Here is an 18,371-nt window from a genome sequence, read left to right as displayed (position 1 = left end):
CAAGGCTTTGGTAACAACGCAGACCCTACGGCCTTGATGGGGATGCTGGTAGATCTGTTCGCACAGTTCTTCAACCAGTTGCAGAGGCTTTTGCGTAAAGATGTACCCCCACCTGATTCGACCCACAATGACGTACCTCTACCACAACCCCGTGTGCTACCGGCTCCTGATACAACACCCACCGATAAGCGACGCGAGCCGATCCCCGAACTTTCCACTAAGCGTAAAGGTGAAAAACCCGACAATATCTGGAATGGCTTTCGGCAAGGAAAGGATGGTAATTGCGTAACCGTTTCCGCCATCAAGGCGGCGATGGCGAAGTTTGGTCAAAGCCCAAAGGCTATCTACACGTCTGTTGAGCCGGTCGCAGAGGGTTTTAAAGTTGTTATGCGCGATGGGTTTGAGTTGAAACTGACGAAGTCAGAGTTGAATAGCGCTATTCGTGGTTCCAAATTTGTGCAACTTAATGATCCTGGAATGCTAAAGGATGCGCACTTCCTGTTTGCGTGTTCTGCCAAGCGAGCGCAAATGGAGAACAACGACGGCTGGGCGAATAGAAGTTTTAATGCGGCCATCGCCACGCTCAATAATGGTGAGGATGAATACGGGCCGGGGGAAGGTTTCAAACGCCTGGGGTTAAAAGATCATATGAAGCGCGTGTCGGTGCGTGAGTTCGCTGACCAAGCGTTGATCGGGATGGTCAACAGGCGCCGGCACTCGGTTGCGGTGGTGAACGGGAGTGAGGAGCTCTACGGACGTAAAGGCGGCCGACCCACAGAGGGGCAAGCCATTGCGTTGATCTGATAACGCCGTTCGACGGCCCGAATTATCGGTCACGGATTCGCCCGACTATTTCATTTAAGAGTTAATGATATGAGTACGTTCGCAACGGGTTCTTCTGCTCGCTCAATGTCACTGGCGCCGCTGTTGTCGAGTCACTTGGAAAAACAAGTTACGCCCCTCACTGCATTTGATGCGCCGGAGCGTCGCTTTGGCGAGCATTTCAACGCGAGTTCACACAGTGCAGTCATCAAGCTGATGATGCTTACCTTTGGCGCGCGTCCTACCGATATGTTCAATGATGTACGCAGCACCGGTGAGGGTTATGACGTGACCATGAAAGATGGTATCCAACTGCATCTTTCCCGGCAGGAGTTGCAGCAGGCGGCCGCCGCGTCGCGTTTTGCCGGCAATGATAGCGATATCTTGAGCAGTGCCTATTTCGCGCTGGCTGTATTCATCAAACGCAAACAACTCGGCAGTTGCAACGCCGCTGGCCTTGCAGGTTTTGAGGCGGTATTGACCGAGTCTTTGCAGGGGGAGACGACGTTTAACATGCTCAAAGGCATGGGGTTGTCCGGTCATCTCCAATATGTACCCACCGCGACGGTTGTCGGCGAAGGGGGTAACGGTGTGGCAGATAGCTATGATGCGGGTTCGTCCCTGATTCACGCTGGCAAGGCGCACCGCTTCGGCAGGGAGAGCTCACCTGATCGTAGTTATCTGTACACGTTGGTGAACGATAGCGCGCCGAAGCCCCGCATCATCCCGTCCCCTGTCACGCCGGTCGTCGTGCCTGAAGCCGACCCGCCCACGAAGAATGTCCGCCCCCAGGCCGCCGAGGTGTTGCAGGGTTTCACCACGTCCTCGCGAAACTTTGGTGAAGTATTTGACCTGAGCAGCCATGCCGCCGTCATCAAACTGATGATGCTCAGGTTCGGTCGGTCGCCCTCCGACATGTTTGAAAAAGTCGAGGGTACGCAGAGCGGGTACAGCGTCACCATGAAGGATGGGTTTGAACTGACGTTATCCCGGCAAGAGCTGCAGCGTGCCAGCGAAGCATCACGGTTTACCGGCCCGGACGCGCAAATGATCACGGACGCCCATTTCATGCTGGCCGCGTTTGCCAAGCGCAAGCAAATTGAACGCGATGTTCAGTTTGATTCGGCGTTATCGGGCACTTTGCGTGGAGAAACCCCTTACAACGTCTTGAGGGGCATGGGCCTGATCGGTTTTTTGCGGGTTGCACCACCCGGCAAGTTGCTTGAACCACACAGCGTCGGCGTCACCAATACGTTCAACTTTTCAGGCGCGTTGGTCGTCGAGGGCATCAAGCATGGTCAGGGTGGGAAAGCGGCTGTCGTGAAGGACTACGGCTATCAACTTGCTGCGGATTTACCCGGCGAACCCCACAAGGGTAGGCCTGCGCAGTTCTCGGCGGCGCCTGTAGGCGTTTCGCCTGCCGATATCTGGGCCGGGTTCTATCAAGGCGTGGAGGGCAACTGTGTCACGGTGTCGGCGATCAAGGCGGCGATGATGAAGTACGGGCAAAACCCGCTGGGCATCTACAAGCGAGTGACTGAAACATCGGAAGGTTTCACCATCACCATGCGCGACGCCTGCACGGTGACGCTCACCCATGCCGAGCTGGAAATGGCACGAGCAGCCGCCAACTTCAAGGGGGAGGATAAGGGCCTGGTTGACGACGCTGTGTTCCTTTATGCAGTGAGCGCCAAGCGCGCCCAACGGGAGAATCATGAGTTCAAGGCCGGGGGCAGCTTTGGCGCTGCGCTGCAAACGCTGAACGACGGTGAGATGCCCGGCGATGCATTGCGCCGCCTTGGCTTGTACGCCTTTACTCGGCCAAGCAGTGTGCAGGAACTCGCGTCAGGCGTGCCAGGCACCCTGGCGAACTTCTGGCACTCCGTGGTGGTGGTCGAGGGCGCCCTGGATGAATATGGCGCCAAGCGCGACTTGCAAGGCTCGGAATGGATGCAAAAGGGCGGCGTTGCACTCAAACTGATTTAGGCCAGACCATCGCCTGCGATCAAGCGCTCCCTGAATCCGAGCATAGGCAGTGGCCGGCTGTGCAAATACCCTTGGTACAGATGGCAACCCAGGCCTTGCAGAAATGCCAATTGCTCCTGGGTTTCCACACCTTCGGCAATCACCTCCAGGTTCAAGCTGCGGGCCATGGCCACGATGGCACGGATGATTTCGGCGTCGTTAGGGTCATGGGTGGCGTCACGCACGAAGGATTGGTCGATCTTCAGCGCGTCCACCGGCAAGCGTTTGAGGTACGTGAGCGACGAGTAGCCGGTGCCGAAGTCATCCATCGCGAAGCTCACGCCGAGCTTTTTCAGGCGGCGCATTTTGCTGATGGTGTCGTCCAGGTTCTGGATCACGATGCCCTCGGTAATTTCCAGCTTCAACAGGCTGAACGGCAGGTGGTGTTGCTTGAGACTGCGCTCCACCCGCTCGACAAAATCGTTCTGGCGAAACTGCCGTGGGCTGATATTCACGCACAGGCTGAAATTCAGCGGGTCCACCAAGCCCTCCGCGATCAGCTGTTGAAAGGCCGCGCAGGCTTCATCAAGGATCCAGGTGCCGACTTCAAGGATCAGGCCGCTGTCCTCCAGCACCTTGATAAATTCGGCGGGCGACTGCGCGCCCAGTTGCGGATGCTGCCAGCGCACCAGGGCCTCTGCGCCGACGATCTTGTTGCCGCGCGCGTCCACTTGCGGCTGGTAGTGCACGCTGAACTCGCCGCGCGAGAGGGCCAGGCGCAGGTCGGTCTCCATGCGCAGGCGTTCGCTGGCGGTTTTTTGCATGCTGTTGTGGAACATCTGCGTGGTGTTGCGCCCTGAGTCCTTGGCGCGGTACAGGGCGATGTCGGCGCGCTTGAGCAAGTCGGCGGGGGTGGAGCCATGATCGGGAATCAGCGCAACCCCAATACTCGGCGTGACCTGCAGGCGGTGGCCATCGAGGAACATGGGTTCCGAGAGCAATTCGCGCAGGGTGTCGGCCAGTTCCTGTACCTGGGCGCTGACTTCCATGCGCGAACCGTCCAGGCCGCTGAGCAGCACCACAAATTCATCGCCCCCCAGGCGCGCCACGGTGTCTTCCATGCGCACGCTGGCTTCCAGGCGTGCGGTGACGATCTTCAGCACCGTGTCCCCCACCGGATGGCCGAGGGAATCGTTGATGTGCTTGAAGTGGTCGAGGTCGAGGAACAGCAGCGCGCCGCGCAGGTTATGGCGCTTGAGCAGGGCGATCTGCTGGCTGAGGCGGTCCATCAACAGGGCGCGGTTGGGCAAGTTGGTCAGCGGGTCGTGGTAGGCCAGGTGGCGGATCTGCGCCTGGGCGTTTTTCAGCAGGCTCACGTCGCGGGCGGTCAGCAGCAGGCACGGGGTTTCATTCAGGGTGATGGGCTCCACCGACACTTCCACTGCCAGCAAGTCGCCGCGTTTGTTGTGCCAGAGCATTTCCAGGTGGTGGATGCGGCCTTTGATCTGCAGCTCGGCCAACAGCGCCGAGCGCTGGTTTTCATCGGCCCAGATACCGATCTGGTAGAGGGTCAGGCCGATGGCCTCCTCGGCACGGTAGCCGGTCAGGCGACAGAAACCATCGTTGACCTCCACATAACGCCCGGTATCGCGCTCGGTGATGGAAATGGCGTCGGGACTGGAATGGAAGGCCTTGGCGAACTTCTCTTCGCTGGCCTTGAGGGCCGCTTCCGAGCGTTGTTGCTGGGTGATATCGCGCAGCGTGGTGACAATGCACGGCTGGTCGCCGACCTTGATCAGACGACTGGAAATCACGCAGGTCAGACTTTGGCCGTTTTTGTGATGCACCATGATCGCCACATTGTTCAGCGTCTGCTCGCGGATCACCCGTTCGATACGCTCCAGTCGCTTGCTCGACTCGTCCCACAGGCCAATCTGCTCAGCGCTTTTGTCGATCACCTCGGCCGCTGTCCAGCCGAAGGTCTGGGTAAAGGCGGGGTTGATCTCGATAAACGCGCCGCCGTCCAGGCAGGTGACGCAGATGGGGTCGGGGCTGGCCTGGAACAGGCTGGCGAATTTTTCTTCGGAGGCGGTCAAGCGTTGTTCGCGTTCCACTTGGTCGGTGATGTCCAGCAAGGTCCCGGCCATGCGCAGTGGCGCGCCTTGGGCGTCGCGGTAGAGGCGGGCGCGACTTTCCAGGTAGCGTGAACTGCCGTCTTCCATGGGCACCCGGTAGGTCAGTTGATAGTTACCGGCCGGGCCCTCGCGCAGGGTTCGGTAAGCGTTGCGCATGTTTTCGCGCTCTTCACCGGGCATGCCCTCGAAAAAAGCATCGAAGGATTCGTGGAACGGTTCCGGCGGCAGGCCGTGTAATTGAGCGGCGCGCGCCGAGCCGTAGAGCATGCCGGTAGGGATGTGCCAGTCCCATGTGCCCAGTTGCGCCGAGTCCAGGGCCAGGTCAAGGCGCTCCTGGCTGTCCTTGAGCGCCTGTTCGGCGTTTTTGCGCTCGGTGGTGTCGAGGAAGGTGCTGAGCAAATAGGCCTCGCCTTCCAGTTCGACCTTTTGCGCGCTGAGGGTGCCATCGTGGATCTGGCCATTACTGGCGCAAAACTGCACCTCCATGGTGATGGGCTCGCCCTTGCGCTGTGTGGCCTTGACCAACTGCGCGCGTTGCTCGGGGTGGCGCCATAGGCCCAGGTCCAGGGTGGTGCGCCCGATGGCGTCGGCCACCGGCCAGCCGAAGAGCATTTCGAAATACTGGTTGGCTTCGCTGATCAGCCCGTCGGCCTGGCGGGTCAGCAGAACCATGTTGGGGCACAGGTGGAACAGCGTGGCGAAGCGTTTTTCGGAGTGGCTGAGGGCATGCTCGCGTTCGCGCTGGCGCGTAGTCTCGCGGATCACCCCGATCATGCGGCGCCGCCCGGCCTTGTCCGGCGCCAGGCTGCCGTTGATTTCCAGCCAGTGATGGGTGCCATCCGGCCATTGAATGTGGTGGTGCATGGCCTGTTCGAACGGCTCCCCAGCCAGCACCGCGTGAAAAGCCCGTATCACCCGGCCGCGATCCTGCGGGGCCAGCAGGTCCAGGTAATCCAGGTCCTTGGGCAGCGGCTGGCGGGGGTCGAAGCCGAACAGCGCCTGGGTGCCCCGTGACCAACTGATGCGCCCGGTGTCGATTTCCCAGCACCACGCACCCAGCCGGGCAGCATTAAGGGCTGCCAGCAGTTGCGGGGCGCTGTCCCAGCTTTGTTCCGCCTCTTGAGGGTCAAGGGCGTAAATGCGGGGCAGGGGTGGCACGGAATCGACGGGGTTGCGCATTATCAAAGGGCCTTGGCTCGATGGGCGTATAGCGCGGTTTATTCAGGCCCTGAGGCCGCACGGTTTCATGCCGGTATCCCTGGCAGATCGACCTGTGCATCCAATAGGCTCATGAAAGCCCGCGCAGCGTTCGACAGCGTCCTTTCGGTGTGCACGATATAGCCTAGCTGGCGACTGAGCTGTATGCCCGGCAAAGCGATACTTGCTACCTGATCATCGAGCATGGTGCGCGGCAATACGCTCCAGGCCAGGCCGATGGACACCATCATCTTGATAGTTTCCAGGTAGTTAGTGCTCATCGCGATGTTCGGCGTGAGGCCCTGGGCCTCGAACAGCCGGCTGACAATATGGTGGGTAAAGGTGTTGCCACCGGGGAAAACCGCCGGGTGGCCGGCAATATCGGCCAGGCTGACACGGCCGTTGCTGATCAGGCTGTGCTCCGGCGCCACCACGAAATCCAGTGGGTCGTCCCACACGGGTGTGGCACGCACGAGGTGGTGGGGCTCGGGCGCCAGGGTGATCACCGCCACTTCGGCGCGGCCATGGAGGATTTCTTCGTAGGCCACTTCTGAATCGAGGAACTGAATATCCAGCGCCACATTCGGGTATTCCCGGGTAAAGGTCCGCAGCACCGGCGGCAAGCGGTGCAGGCCAATGTGGTGACTGGTGGCCAGCGTGAGGCGCCCGCTGACTTCACCGGTGAGATTGGTCAGGGCGCGACGTGTGTCGTCCAGCACATTTAGGATCTGATAGGCGCGTGGCAGCAGGGCCCGTCCGGCTTCGGTCAAGCCGACTTCACGGCCCAGGCGGTCGAACAAACGCACCTTTAATTGTTGCTCCAGGCCGGCAATGCGTTTGCTGATGGCCGGCTGGGTCAGGTGCAGGCGTTCACCGGCGTCGGAGAAACTGCCGGTCTCGGCGATGGCAATAAAGGCATTGAGGTTGGCCAGGTCCATGGTGGTATTCCAGTTGGTAATCCAAAGCATAAAAAATATGAATTTGAGTTATTTAATGTAGCGCCATACCATCAGCCTCACAAGCCAAAGGGTTATTGAAAAGCCCGGCATAGAGAAACACCGCTGATGAGGACCGACTGATGGCCGGCAAAACGCTTTACGACAAGCTTTGGGATTCCCATGAAGTGAAACGGCGCGACGATGGCTCGTCGCTGATCTATATCGACCGTCACATCATCCATGAAGTGACCTCGCCCCAAGCGTTCGAAGGCCTGCGGCTGGCCGGGCGCAAGCCTTGGCGCGTCGATTCCATCATCGCCACCCCGGACCACAACGTACCCACGACCCCTGAGCGCAAGGGTGGTATCGAAGCCATTGCCGACCAAGTGTCGCGTTTGCAGGTGCAGACCCTCGACGACTACTGCGACGAATATGGCATCACCGAATTCAAGATGAATGACGTGCGTCAAGGCATCGTGCACGTGATCGGCCCGGAGCAGGGCGCCACCTTGCCCGGCATGACCGTGGTCTGCGGCGATTCCCACACCTCCACCCACGGTGCGTTTGGCGCCTTGGCCCACGGCATCGGCACTTCCGAGGTGGAACATGTGTTCGCCACCCAGTGCCTGGTCGCCAAAAAGATGAAGAATATGTTGGTGAAGGTCGAAGGCACGTTGCCGTTCGGCGTGACCGCCAAGGACATCGTGCTCGCGGTGATCGGCAAGATCGGTACCGCCGGCGGTAACGGCCATGCCATCGAGTTTGCCGGCAGTGCGATTCGCGACTTGTCGATCGAAGGCCGCATGACCATCTGCAACATGTCCATCGAAGCCGGTGCCCGTGTGGGCATGGTGGCGGCGGATGAAAAGACCGTCGACTACGTCAAGGGGCGTCCATTCGCACCTGCAGGCGCGGATTGGGATGCAGCGGTGGAAGCCTGGAAAGACTTGGTGTCCGACGCCGATGCGGTGTTCGACACGGTGGTCGAGCTGGACGCGGCCCAGATCAAGCCGCAAGTCAGCTGGGGCACTTCGCCGGAAATGGTTCTGGCGGTTGACCAGAACGTGCCGGATCCGGCTAAAGAGGCTGACCTGGTCAAGCGTGGTTCCATCGAGCGCGCGCTGAAGTACATGGGGTTGAAAGCCAACCAGGCGATTACTGACATTCAGTTGGATCGCGTATTCATCGGTTCCTGCACCAACTCGCGGATCGAAGACCTGCGCGCCGCGGCGGTGATCGCCAAGGGCCGCAAAGTCGCCTCGACCATCAAGCAGGCGATCGTGGTGCCGGGTTCAGGCCTGGTGAAAGCCCAGGCAGAAGCTGAAGGCCTCGATAAGATCTTCCTCGAAGCCGGTTTTGAATGGCGTGAGCCGGGCTGCTCGATGTGCCTGGCGATGAACCCCGACCGCCTGGAGTCGGGCGAGCATTGCGCGTCCACCTCCAACCGTAACTTCGAAGGGCGTCAGGGCGCCGGCGGGCGTACCCACCTGGTCAGCCCGGCCATGGCCGCTGCCGCTGCCGTCAACGGTCGTTTCATCGACGTTCGCGAATTGATCTGAGGAATACCCGATGCGTGCTTTTACTCAACACACTGGCCTTGTCGCCCCTTTGGACCGTGCCAACGTCGACACCGACCAGATCATCCCCAAGCAGTTCTTGAAGTCGATCAAGCGCACCGGTTTCGGCCCGAACCTGTTCGACGAGTGGCGCTACCTGGACGTGGGCTACGCCTACCAGGATAACTCCAAGCGCCCGTTGAACAAGGACTTCGTGCTCAACGCCGAGCGTTACCAGGGCGCCAGCGTGCTGCTGGCGCGGGAAAACTTCGGCTGCGGCTCCAGCCGTGAGCACGCGCCGTGGGCGCTGGAAGAATATGGCTTTCGCAGCATCATCGCGCCGAGCTACGCGGACATCTTCTTCAACAACAGCTTCAAGAACGGCCTGTTGCCGATCATCTTGAGCGATGCCGAAGTCGACGAGCTGTTCAAGCAGGTGGAAGCCGAAGAGGGCTACCAGTTGACCGTCGACCTGGCCGCGCAAACCGTGACGCGTCCGGACGGCAAGGTGTATCACTTTGAAGTGGATGCGTTCCGTAAGCACTGCCTGATCAACGGCCTGGACGATATCGGCCTGACTTTGCAGGACGGCGATGCGATTGCCGCGTTTGAAGCCAAGCACCGGGCGAGCCAGCCTTGGTTGTTTCGTGATTGAGGTAAGCAGGACCGCCGCTATCGGGGGCAAGTCGAATCGTCGCACCGCCCCTCCCACATTTGGAATGCGTTCCCCTGTGGGAGGGGGCTTGCCCCCGATGAGGCCAGTGTTAACAACACCAATCTCAGGGGAAACACCATGACCGCCACCGCCCACACCCAAGTCGTGCAAAAACAATTCGGCGAGCAAGCCTCGGCCTACCTGAGCAGTGCCGTACACGCCCAAGGCACCGAATTCGCGCTGCTGCAGGCCGAACTGGCCGGGCAGGGCGCTGCGCGACTGCTGGACCTGGGTTGCGGTGCCGGTCATGTGAGTTTCAATATGGCGCCGCTGGTTAAAGAGGTCGTGGCCTATGACCTCTCCCAGCAGATGCTCGACGTCGTCGCCACCGCTGCGGTAGACCGCGGCTTTGAGAACATCCGCACCGTACAGGGCGCCGCCGAACGCCTGCCGTTCGCCGACGGTGAGTTCGACTTCGTGTTCAGCCGTTATTCGGCCCACCACTGGAGCGACCTTCGCCTGGCCCTGCGCGAAGTGCGCCGCGTGCTCAAGCCGGGCGGCGTGGTGGCGTTCGTCGACGTCTTGTCACCGGGCAGCCCGCTGTTGGACACTTACCTGCAAACCGCCGAAGTGCTGCGCGACACCAGCCACGTGCGCGATTACTCCGCCGCCGAGTGGATGCAGCAGCTCAGCGAAACCGGTCTGCACGTGCGCAACAGTAGCCGCCAGCGTTTGCGCCTGGAATACACCTCCTGGGTCGAGCGCATGCGCACGCCAGAGGTGTTGCGTGCCGCGATCCTTGAGCTGCAACAGGCGATGGGCCAGGAAGTGCGCGATTACTACGAAATTCAAGCCGACGGCACCTTCAGCACCGACGTGCTGGTGGTCTTTGCCGAACGCTGATTGATTTTTCCCGACCTGCCCACGGGCGGGTCGCTTGATGAAATGAGGAACGCATGAGCAAGCAGATTCTGATTCTCCCTGGCGACGGCATTGGTCCGGAAATCATGGCCGAAGCGGTCAAGGTCCTGGAGCTCGCCAACAGCAAGTACAGCCTGGGCTTCGAGCTGAGCCACGACGTGATCGGCGGCGCTGCCATCGACAAGCACGGCGTACCGCTGGCCGACGAGACCCTGGACCGTGCCCGCGCGGCCGACGCCGTGCTGCTCGGTGCCGTGGGCGGCCCGAAATGGGACAAGATCGAACGTGACATCCGCCCTGAGCGCGGCCTGCTGAAAATCCGCGCGCAACTGGGCCTGTTCGGCAACCTGCGCCCGGCCATCCTCTATCCGCAACTGGCGGACGCTTCAAGCCTCAAGCCGGAAGTGGTCGCGGGCCTGGATATCCTGATCGTGCGCGAGCTGACCGGTGGTATCTACTTTGGCTCGCCACGCGGTGTGCGTGAGTTGGAAAATGGTGAGCGCCAGGCCTACGACACCCTGCCGTACAGCGAGAGCGAAATCCGCCGTATCGCCCGTGTCGGTTTCGACATGGCCCGCGTGCGTGGCAAGAAGGTCTGCTCGGTGGACAAGGCCAACGTGCTGGCCTCCAGCCAACTGTGGCGCGAAATCGTCGAAGAAGTGGCCAAGGACTACCCGGACGTCGAACTGAGCCACATGTACGTCGACAACGCCGCCATGCAACTGGTGCGTGCACCCAAGCAGTTCGACGTGATCGTCACCGACAACCTGTTCGGCGACATCCTGTCCGACCAGGCGTCGATGCTCACCGGTTCCATCGGCATGCTGCCGTCGGCGTCCCTGGACACCCACAACAAGGGCATGTACGAGCCTTGCCACGGTTCGGCGCCGGACATCGCAGGCCAGGGCATTGCTAACCCGTTGGCGACCATTTTGTCGGTCTCTATGATGCTGCGTTACAGCTTTAACCTGAGCGACGCGGCGGATGCCATCGAGAAGGCCGTGAGCCTGGTGCTCGATCAGGGCCTGCGCACCGGCGACATCTGGTCGCAGGGTTGCACCAAGGTCGGTACGCAAGAAATGGGCGACGCAGTAGTCGCCGCGCTGCGGAATCTGTAATCTCTCGGGCCCGCTTGCAGTTGTTGCTGCAAGGCGGCCCACTTTTTAACAAGGTGTAGTTGCGATGAAACGTGTAGGTCTGATCGGTTGGCGCGGTATGGTCGGTTCCGTGCTCATGCAGCGGATGCTGGAAGAGCAGGATTTCGATCTTATTGAGCCGGTGTTTTTCACCACTTCGAACGTGGGTGGCCAAGGGCCGTCCGTGGGCAAGGATATTGCTCCGCTCAAGGACGCCTACAACATTGAAGAGCTGAAAACCCTCGACGTGATTCTGACCTGTCAGGGTGGCGACTACACCAGCGAAGTCTTCCCCAAGCTGCGCGAAGCCGGCTGGCAGGGTTACTGGATCGACGCCGCCTCCAGCCTGCGCATGCAGGATGATGCGGTGATCATCCTTGACCCGGTGAACCGCAAGGTCATCGACCAGCAACTGGACGCCGGCACCAAGAACTACGTCGGCGGCAACTGCACCGTCAGCCTGATGCTGATGGGCCTGGGTGGCCTGTTCGAAGCCGGCCTGGTCGAGTGGATGAGCGCCATGACTTATCAGGCGGCCTCCGGGGCCGGCGCGCAGAACATGCGCGAACTGATCAAGCAAATGGGCGCGACCCACGCTGCCGTCGCCGATCAACTGGCCGACCCGGCCAGCGCGATCCTCGACATCGACCGCCGTGTGGCTGAAGCCATGCGCAGCGAGGCGTACCCGACCGAGAACTTCGGCGTGCCATTGGCCGGCAGCCTGATCCCCTGGATCGACAAAGAGCTGCCGAACGGCCAGAGCCGCGAAGAGTGGAAGGCCCAGGCCGAGACCAACAAGATCCTCGGCCGCTTCAAGAGCCCGATCCCGGTGGACGGCATCTGCGTGCGTATCGGCGCGATGCGCTGCCACAGCCAGGCGCTGACCATCAAGCTGAACAAAGACGTGCCGATCGCCGATATCGAAGCGTTGATCAGCCAGCACAACCCCTGGGTCAAGCTGGTGCCGAACAACCGCGACATCAGCATGCAGGAGCTGAGCCCGACCAAGGTCACCGGCACCCTGAATGTACCGGTAGGCCGTCTGCGCAAGCTGAACATGGGCAGCCAGTTCCTGGGCGCGTTCACCGTAGGCGACCAGCTGCTGTGGGGCGCGGCCGAACCGCTGCGCCGCATGCTGCGGATTCTGCTGGAGCGTTGATCGCTTGAGGCCGTAACAGAAACCCGCGTTCTGGTGACAGGCGCGGGTTTTTTGTTGTTTGGTCGGGCCTCATCGGGGCAAGCCCCCTCCCACCCTTGATTTGCGAACGCGCCCAAATGTGGGAGGGGGCTTGCCCCCGATATGGCCATCAGCCACGCCACAAATCCCAGCTTAATTGCCTCGCCCCCCACCACCCGGTAAAGTGCCGCTCCCCCCGCAATGCCCGAGGCAGTCCCCATGAACCCGACCTTTGATATCGCCGTGATCGGCGCCACCGGCACCGTAGGTGAAACCCTGGTGCAGATCCTCGAAGAGCTGGACTTCCCGGTCGGCACCCTGCATCTGCTGGCAGGCAGCAACTCCGCCGGTGCATCGGTGCCGTTTCGCGGCAAGAACGTGCGGGTGAGGGAGGTTGACGAGTTCGACTTCAGTAAAGTCCAGCTGGCGTTCTTTGCGGCGGGGCCGGCGGTCACCTCGAGTTTTGCGCCGCGTGCCACGGCGGCGGGCTGCTCGTTGATTGATCTGTCTGGCGCATTGCCGGCCGAGCAGGCGCCGCAAGTGGTGCCGGAAGCCAATGCCCATGTGCTGGACGGCCTGAGTAAGCCGTTCCAGATCGGCAGCCCAAGCCCGTCGGCGACCAACTTGGCAGTCGTCCTCGCCCCCTTGCGTGGCGTGCTGGATATCCAGCGCGTGAGCGTCACCGCCAGCCTGGCGATGTCGTCCCAGGGCCGTGAGGCCGTCAGCGAGCTGGCCCGGCAAACCGCCGAGCTGCTGAATATGCGCCCGCTGGAGCCGAAATTCTTTGATCGCCAGGTCGCCTTCAATGTGTTGGCACAAGTCGGCACGCCGGACGCCCAAGGTCATACCGCCTTGGAAAAGCGCCTGGTACACGAACTGCGCGCAGTGCTGGAATTACCTTTGCTAAAGATTTCCGCAACTTGCGTTCAAGCCCCGGTGTTTTTTGGCGATAGCCTGACTGTGTCTCTGCAACTGGGAGCACCGGTGGACCTCGCTGCCGTGAACCGCCTACTCGACGCAGCCCCAGGTATAGAGCTGGTGGACGAGGGCGACTACCCTACGGCGGTGGGTGACGCCGTGGGCCAGGATGTGATCTATGTAGGGCGGGTTCGTGCGGGCGTGGATGACCCGGCGGAACTAAATCTGTGGCTGACGTCAGATAACGTACGCAAAGCCGCCGCGCTGAATGCCGTACAGCTGGCGCAGTTGTTGATAAAAGGCCTTGCGTAAAAGATACTTGGCGGCAATTTGTAGATTGATTCTAGCCAGGCGCTATGCTTGGCCCCAGGTAGGAAAAGTTGCGCGTCGGTGACCTATCGGCTCGCCATGCCTTATGGCAGCGGTTACCAACCTTCTCGCAGGCCGGGGAGTGTTCAAAAAGGATGAGGCTATGGTTCAAGTTCGCAAACTGGTGTTAGCAATAGCGGCCGCCTCGGCGCTGTCCTCCGGTATGGCGCAGGCGCTGCAGCTGGGGGAGATGACCCTCAAGTCGAAGTTGAACCAGCCGTTGGCGGTGGAAATCGAATTGCTCGATGTCGGTGGCCTCACGGCTTCCGAGATCACCCCGAGCCTGGCCTCGTCCCAGGCGTTTGTGGATGCCGGTGTTGATCGCCAGGCATTTCTCAATGACTTGACGTTCACTCCGGTGGTCAATCCCAACGGCCGCAGCGTGGTGCGTGTCACCTCCAGCAAGCCGTTGCCGGACGCCTACGTACGTTTCCTGCTGCAGGTGCAATGGCCTAATGGCCGTTTGATGCGCGACTACAGCGTTTTGCTCGACCCGGCCAAGTTCGACCAGCCCGCACCGACGACCGCCGCGCCGGCACCGCGCCTGGCAGCGCCGTCCAGCACAGCGCCGGCCGTGAGCAAACCCGCACAGCACACCACCACGCCGCGCGACACCTTGTGGGAAATTGCCGCGAAGAACCGTAATGGCGGCTCGGTTCAGCAGACCATGCTGGCGATCCAGGCGCTGAACCCGGACGCGTTTATCGACGGCAATATCAACCGCCTTAAAACCGGTCACGTCCTGCGCCTGCCGGATACCGTACAAAGCACCGCACTGCCGCAACCCCAGGCGATTGCCGAAGTGAGCGCGCAGAACGCCGCCTGGCGCCAGGGGCGACGTGCCGCAACCAATCCTGCGGTGGGCAAGCAGCAGCTGGACGCCACCAAGCGCACCCAGGCTGGCAATGCGCCTGCAAGCACCAACGCCAAGGACAACTTGAGCCTGGTGTCGGCCGAGGCGGCCAAGAAGGGCGCCAAGGGCAAGGCGGGCGATAGCGCGGCGCTGAGCGACAAACTGGCGATGACCCAGGAGCAACTGGACACCACCCGTCGCGACAACGAAGAGCTGAAAAGCCGCGCTGCCGACCTGCAAAGCCAGTTGGACAAGCTGCAAAAGCTGATTCAACTGAAAAACGATCAACTCGCGCGTCTACAGGCTGAAAAGGGTGTCCCGGCCGCTTCGGCCACGGCGGCGATGCCCGCGCAGTTGGCCGGCGAGCCGGCGGCTGCCCCGTCTGCCCCGGCCGCGCCCGATGCCGCCACCACTACCGCTACCCCAGCGCCCGCCGCGCCCGCGCCTGAGCCGGTCAAGGCGGATGCAGCGCCTGACAGCACCGAAGGTAAATTCAATGACGTGCTGACCAACCCGATCGTACTCGGCGTGGTCGGCGGTGCGGCAGGCCTGCTGGTGCTGTTGCTCCTGCTGTTGTGGGCGCGCCATCGCAACGCACGCCTCGAAGAGGAAAAGCACCTGCGCATGGCGCGGGCCCTGGCTGAAGAGCCGGTGTTCACCTCGAACATCGACCACGACCTTCCGCCGGACAGCTTCGAAGGCCTGGAAGTGCCGCCGCCAAACGTCAAGCTGGCCGCTGCGCCAGCACCGGCCCCGGTGGCTGAGCCGGCTGTCGTTGTGCCGACCGTTGCTTCCGTGCTGGCGCCGCTGGCCGTTGCTGTCGCCCCGGTAAACGCCAACGATGCGTTGGCCCAAGCTCAATCCCATATCGATCGTGGCCACCTGAACCAGGCCGCCGATGTATTGCAGCAGGCGATCAAGCATGAGCCCAAGCGCAGCGATCTGCGTTTGAAGCTGATGGAAGTCTACGGTTTGCAAAACGACAAGGACGGCTTCGTGAGCCAGGAGCGTCAACTGGTGGCCAATGGTGAAAACCATGCCCAGGTCGAGCAGCTCAAGAGTCGCTTCCCGGCCATGGCCGTGTTGGCGGCGGGTGTCAGCGCGGCGGTGGCCGCCGCTGCCCTGGATGCTCAATACGTTAAGGATTTGCTCGAAGACAAGCCGGCGCCTGCGCAACCGGAGGCTTTTGACACCGATTTCGATCTGAGCCTGGACGACCTGGAAGAAGCCTCCCCAGCGGAGGTCAAGGACGATCAGCAGACCTTCGAGTCGCTTCTGAAGCAGCAGACCGAAGCCAACGCCAGCCCCGATGACCTGTCGGACTTCGACCTGGACCTGCAACTGGATGCGCCGGCTTCGGCGCAATCCGATGACGACTTCCTCTCAGGCCTGGAAGACCAGATGAAGGACGTGCCGGCCGTCGAGCCGCCGACCTTGACGCCTGCGGCACTGGACGACTTCGACCTGCCGGAAGATTTCGACCTGTCCCTGGCCGATGAGCCGGAAGCGGGCGCCAAGCCTGATGCGTTCGCGTCGGAGCTGGATGATGTCAACGCCGAGCTGGACCGTCTGTCCCAGAGCTTGGAGCACCCGTCCATCGAACCATCGTTCACCGCGGAAGACGCGGCAATGGGCGATGACGAGCCGGAGTTCGACTTCCTTTCCGGCACAGACGAAGTGGCAACCAAGCTCGACCTGGCCCAGGCCTATATCGACATGGGTGATGCGGACGGCGCACGGGACATCCTCTCCGAAGTGCTGACCGAGGGTGACGAGGCGCAGCGTGGCGAGGCCAAGGAAATGCTCGGCCGTATTTAACGGGCGACGCAAATCCAGTGTGGGGCTTGCCATGGTGATCGGGCTTCCTGTGGTGAGCGGGCTTGCCCCGCGCTGGGCTGCGAAGCAGCCCCACTAGATCTGGAGGAATAACCCCACCCACCACCGCAAGCCCCCTCCCACATTGGCTCCAGCCAATCCATTACAAAAGCGCCCGCCACTGTGTAGTCGCCTTTATAATGGCCGCCTTCGCGCAACTCATCAGGCTCTCAGTTCTTGGCAAATATAGATAATCCGGCCGCCGAAATGGCGGCCGCAGGCTTTTACCGCATCGCGCTGGGCGTGGAATACAAGGGCTCGCGTTATCGCGGCTGGCAGCGTCAGGCATCCGGCGTGCTGACAGTGCAGGAAACCCTGGAGAAGGCCCTGTCCAAAGTTGCCGACTCGCCAGTGTCGCTGATGTGCGCTGGGCGTACCGATGCTGGCGTGCATGCCTGCGGCCAAGTGGTGCACTTCGACACCCAGGCTGAGCGCTCAATGAAAGCCTGGGTGATGGGGGCCAATATCAATTTGCCCCATGACGTCAGCGTCAGCTGGGCCAAGGTCATGCCTGCGCATTTTCATGCGCGCTTCAAGGCCATTGCCCGGCGTTATCGCTATGTGATCTACAACGACCAGATCCGCCCGGCGCACCTCAACGAAGAAATCACCTGGAACCACCGCCCGCTGGACGCCGAGCGCATGGCCGAAGCTGCGCAGCACCTGGTGGGCGTGCATGATTTCAGTGCCTTCCGTGCCGGCCAGTGCCAGGCGAAGTCGCCGATCAAGGAAGTCCACCACCTGCGCGTGACCCGCCACGGCAAGATGATCGTGCTGGATATCCGCGCAGGGGCGTTCTTGCATCACATGGTGCGCAACATTGCCGGGGTGCTGATGACCATCGGCACCGGCGAGCGCCCGGTGGCGTGGGCCAAGGAAGTGCTGGAAAGCCGGGTTCGCCGTACCGGCGGGGTCACGGCGCATCCGTTCGGTCTGTACCTGGTGGATGTGGAGTACCGCGACGAGTTCGAATTGCCGGAGCGTTTCATCGGGCCACACTTCCTCACAGGTTTCAGCGAACTTGGCGGCTGACGCCCGGAAAAGCTTTTGTTACCATCCGGGACTTTCTCGGCCCAACCCCTGAGGTTTTCACGACATGTCAGCCGTTCGCAGCAAGATTTGCGGGATTACCCGCATAGAAGACGCGCTGGCGGCAGTCGAGGCGGGGGCGGACGCCATTGGTTTGGTGTTTTACGCCAAGAGCCCGCGGTCGGTGAATGTGTTGCAGGCGCGGGCGATCATCGCCGCATTGCCGCCGTTCGTGACCACCGTGGGTTTGTTCGTCAACGCCAGCCGCTGCGAACTCAACGAAACCCTGGATGCCGTGCCCCTGGATATGCTGCAGTTCCACGGTGACGAAACACCCGACGAATGTGAAAGCTATCAGCGCCCGTATATCAAGGCACTGCGCGTCAAATCCGGGGACGATATCGCGGCAGCGTGTGCCGCCTACGGTGGCGCTCGCGGGATCCTGCTGGACACCTACGTCGAAGGCGTGCCCGGCGGTACCGGCGAGGCGTTCGATTGGTCGCTGATTCCCCCGGGATTGAGCAAGCCGATCATCCTGGCCGGTGGGCTCACCCCCACGAATGTCGGGGCGGCGATCGAGCAGGTACAACCGTATGCCGTGGATGTCAGCGGTGGAGTAGAGCAGGGCAAGGGCATCAAGGATCACAGCAAGATTCGCGCGTTCATGCAGGCCGTGCGCAACAGCAGCGGTGCGATGTGACGGCTGGCAGTCTGCCGCCGTCCATAACTACCACTGTGTAAAACAGCCCGGCGCCGCCTGTGGGTGGCCCGGAAATGAAGTGGCAACCCTGCGCTGGCAGGTTGTCTGGAAGGCTGAGGATACAT

Annotated in this window: 13 protein-coding genes; 11 read left to right on the top strand and 2 right to left on the bottom strand. The window is 61.4% G+C overall.

All coding sequences use genetic code 11. The annotated features are described in order from the left end of the window. Positions 1–42: 42 nt before the first annotated feature. Positions 43–804, top strand: coding sequence for a hypothetical protein (locus AO064_RS26980; protein ID WP_310886963.1), 762 nt, complete (start codon positions 43–45; stop codon positions 802–804). Positions 805–873: 69 nt separating this feature from the next. Next, positions 874–2,808 carry a hypothetical protein gene (locus tag AO064_RS26975; protein WP_064055147.1) on the top strand — a complete coding sequence of 645 codons (1,935 nt, stop codon included), beginning with the start codon at positions 874–876 and terminating at the stop codon, positions 2,806–2,808. Here AO064_RS26975 and AO064_RS26970 read toward each other — a convergent pair. Both AO064_RS26970 and AO064_RS26965 read right to left on the bottom strand, forming a co-directional pair. Next, positions 2,805–6,101 carry an EAL domain-containing protein gene (locus AO064_RS26970; protein ID WP_064055146.1) on the bottom strand — a complete coding sequence of 1,099 codons (3,297 nt, stop codon included), beginning with the start codon at positions 6,099–6,101 and terminating at the stop codon, positions 2,805–2,807. The two genes, AO064_RS26975 and AO064_RS26970, sit on opposite strands and share 4 nt — an antisense overlap. 65 nt (positions 6,102–6,166) lie before the next feature. After that, on the bottom strand, positions 6,167–7,057 hold the full coding sequence (locus AO064_RS26965; RefSeq protein WP_064055145.1) for a LysR family transcriptional regulator: 891 nt from the start codon (positions 7,055–7,057) through the stop codon (positions 6,167–6,169). 140 nt (positions 7,058–7,197) lie between these two features. Between AO064_RS26965 and leuC the strand changes: the two genes are divergently transcribed. The 9 genes from leuC (at position 7,198) to AO064_RS26920 (ending at position 18,246) form a co-directional block, all read left to right on the top strand. Beyond that, entirely contained in the window at positions 7,198–8,616 is a 1,419-nt protein-coding gene (gene leuC / locus AO064_RS26960) for a 3-isopropylmalate dehydratase large subunit (RefSeq protein ID WP_015884977.1), read from the top strand. A gap of 10 nt (positions 8,617–8,626) precedes the next feature. Further along, the gene (gene leuD / locus AO064_RS26955) at positions 8,627–9,268 is read left to right on the top strand and encodes a 3-isopropylmalate dehydratase small subunit (RefSeq protein WP_064055144.1); all 642 of its coding nucleotides are present in this window, start codon (positions 8,627–8,629) and stop codon (positions 9,266–9,268) included. Between the two features lie 138 nt (positions 9,269–9,406). Continuing rightward, positions 9,407–10,171, top strand: a complete 765-nt coding sequence (locus AO064_RS26950) for a class I SAM-dependent methyltransferase (protein ID WP_064055143.1) — start codon at positions 9,407–9,409, stop codon at positions 10,169–10,171. Between the two features lie 53 nt (positions 10,172–10,224). Then, positions 10,225–11,307 (top strand): 3-isopropylmalate dehydrogenase, encoded by a 1,083-nt coding sequence (leuB, locus tag AO064_RS26945; RefSeq protein WP_049712330.1) that lies wholly within the window; start codon positions 10,225–10,227, stop codon positions 11,305–11,307. Between the two features lie 64 nt (positions 11,308–11,371). Beyond that, on the top strand, positions 11,372–12,484 hold the full coding sequence (asd, locus tag AO064_RS26940) for an aspartate-semialdehyde dehydrogenase (RefSeq protein WP_015884973.1): 1,113 nt from the start codon (positions 11,372–11,374) through the stop codon (positions 12,482–12,484). Positions 12,485–12,721: 237 nt separating this feature from the next. Continuing rightward, on the top strand, positions 12,722–13,732 hold the full coding sequence (locus tag AO064_RS26935) for an aspartate-semialdehyde dehydrogenase (RefSeq protein WP_064055142.1): 1,011 nt from the start codon (positions 12,722–12,724) through the stop codon (positions 13,730–13,732). A gap of 160 nt (positions 13,733–13,892) precedes the next feature. Further along, positions 13,893–16,460 (top strand): FimV/HubP family polar landmark protein, encoded by a 2,568-nt coding sequence (locus AO064_RS26930; protein WP_064055141.1) that lies wholly within the window; start codon positions 13,893–13,895, stop codon positions 16,458–16,460. 264 nt (positions 16,461–16,724) lie between these two features. Next, complete coding sequence (gene truA, locus AO064_RS26925; protein WP_043205660.1) at positions 16,725–17,549, top strand: tRNA pseudouridine(38-40) synthase TruA; 825 nt, start codon at positions 16,725–16,727, stop codon at positions 17,547–17,549. A 64-nt stretch (positions 17,550–17,613) separates the two neighbouring features. Then, the gene (locus AO064_RS26920) at positions 17,614–18,246 is read left to right on the top strand and encodes a phosphoribosylanthranilate isomerase (RefSeq protein ID WP_064055140.1); all 633 of its coding nucleotides are present in this window, start codon (positions 17,614–17,616) and stop codon (positions 18,244–18,246) included. Positions 18,247–18,371 lie beyond the last annotated feature (125 nt).

It is taken from the genome of Pseudomonas marginalis, from assembly GCF_001645105.1.
GTDB classification, from domain to species: Bacteria; Pseudomonadota; Gammaproteobacteria; order Pseudomonadales; family Pseudomonadaceae; genus Aquipseudomonas; species Aquipseudomonas petroselini.
This window is presented reverse-complemented; position numbering and strand designations above follow the sequence as displayed.

Excerpts from the sequence above, each read along its gene's own strand:
- AO064_RS26980 (WP_310886963.1), top strand. The coding sequence starts at position 43 with ATGCTGGTAGATCTGTTCGCACAGTTCTTCAACCAGTTGCAGAGGCTT.
- AO064_RS26975 (WP_064055147.1), top strand. The coding sequence starts at position 874 with ATGAGTACGTTCGCAACGGGTTCTTCTGCTCGCTCAATGTCACTGGCG.
- AO064_RS26970 (WP_064055146.1), bottom strand. The coding sequence starts at position 6,101 with ATGCGCAACCCCGTCGATTCCGTGCCACCCCTGCCCCGCATTTACGCC.
- AO064_RS26965 (WP_064055145.1), bottom strand. The coding sequence starts at position 7,057 with ATGGACCTGGCCAACCTCAATGCCTTTATTGCCATCGCCGAGACCGGC.
- leuC (WP_015884977.1), top strand. The coding sequence starts at position 7,198 with ATGGCCGGCAAAACGCTTTACGACAAGCTTTGGGATTCCCATGAAGTG.
- leuD (WP_064055144.1), top strand. The coding sequence starts at position 8,627 with ATGCGTGCTTTTACTCAACACACTGGCCTTGTCGCCCCTTTGGACCGT.
- AO064_RS26950 (WP_064055143.1), top strand. The coding sequence starts at position 9,407 with ATGACCGCCACCGCCCACACCCAAGTCGTGCAAAAACAATTCGGCGAG.
- leuB (WP_049712330.1), top strand. The coding sequence starts at position 10,225 with ATGAGCAAGCAGATTCTGATTCTCCCTGGCGACGGCATTGGTCCGGAA.
- asd (WP_015884973.1), top strand. The coding sequence starts at position 11,372 with ATGAAACGTGTAGGTCTGATCGGTTGGCGCGGTATGGTCGGTTCCGTG.
- AO064_RS26935 (WP_064055142.1), top strand. The coding sequence starts at position 12,722 with ATGAACCCGACCTTTGATATCGCCGTGATCGGCGCCACCGGCACCGTA.
- AO064_RS26930 (WP_064055141.1), top strand. The coding sequence starts at position 13,893 with ATGGTTCAAGTTCGCAAACTGGTGTTAGCAATAGCGGCCGCCTCGGCG.
- truA (WP_043205660.1), top strand. The coding sequence starts at position 16,725 with ATGGCGGCCGCAGGCTTTTACCGCATCGCGCTGGGCGTGGAATACAAG.
- AO064_RS26920 (WP_064055140.1), top strand. The coding sequence starts at position 17,614 with ATGTCAGCCGTTCGCAGCAAGATTTGCGGGATTACCCGCATAGAAGAC.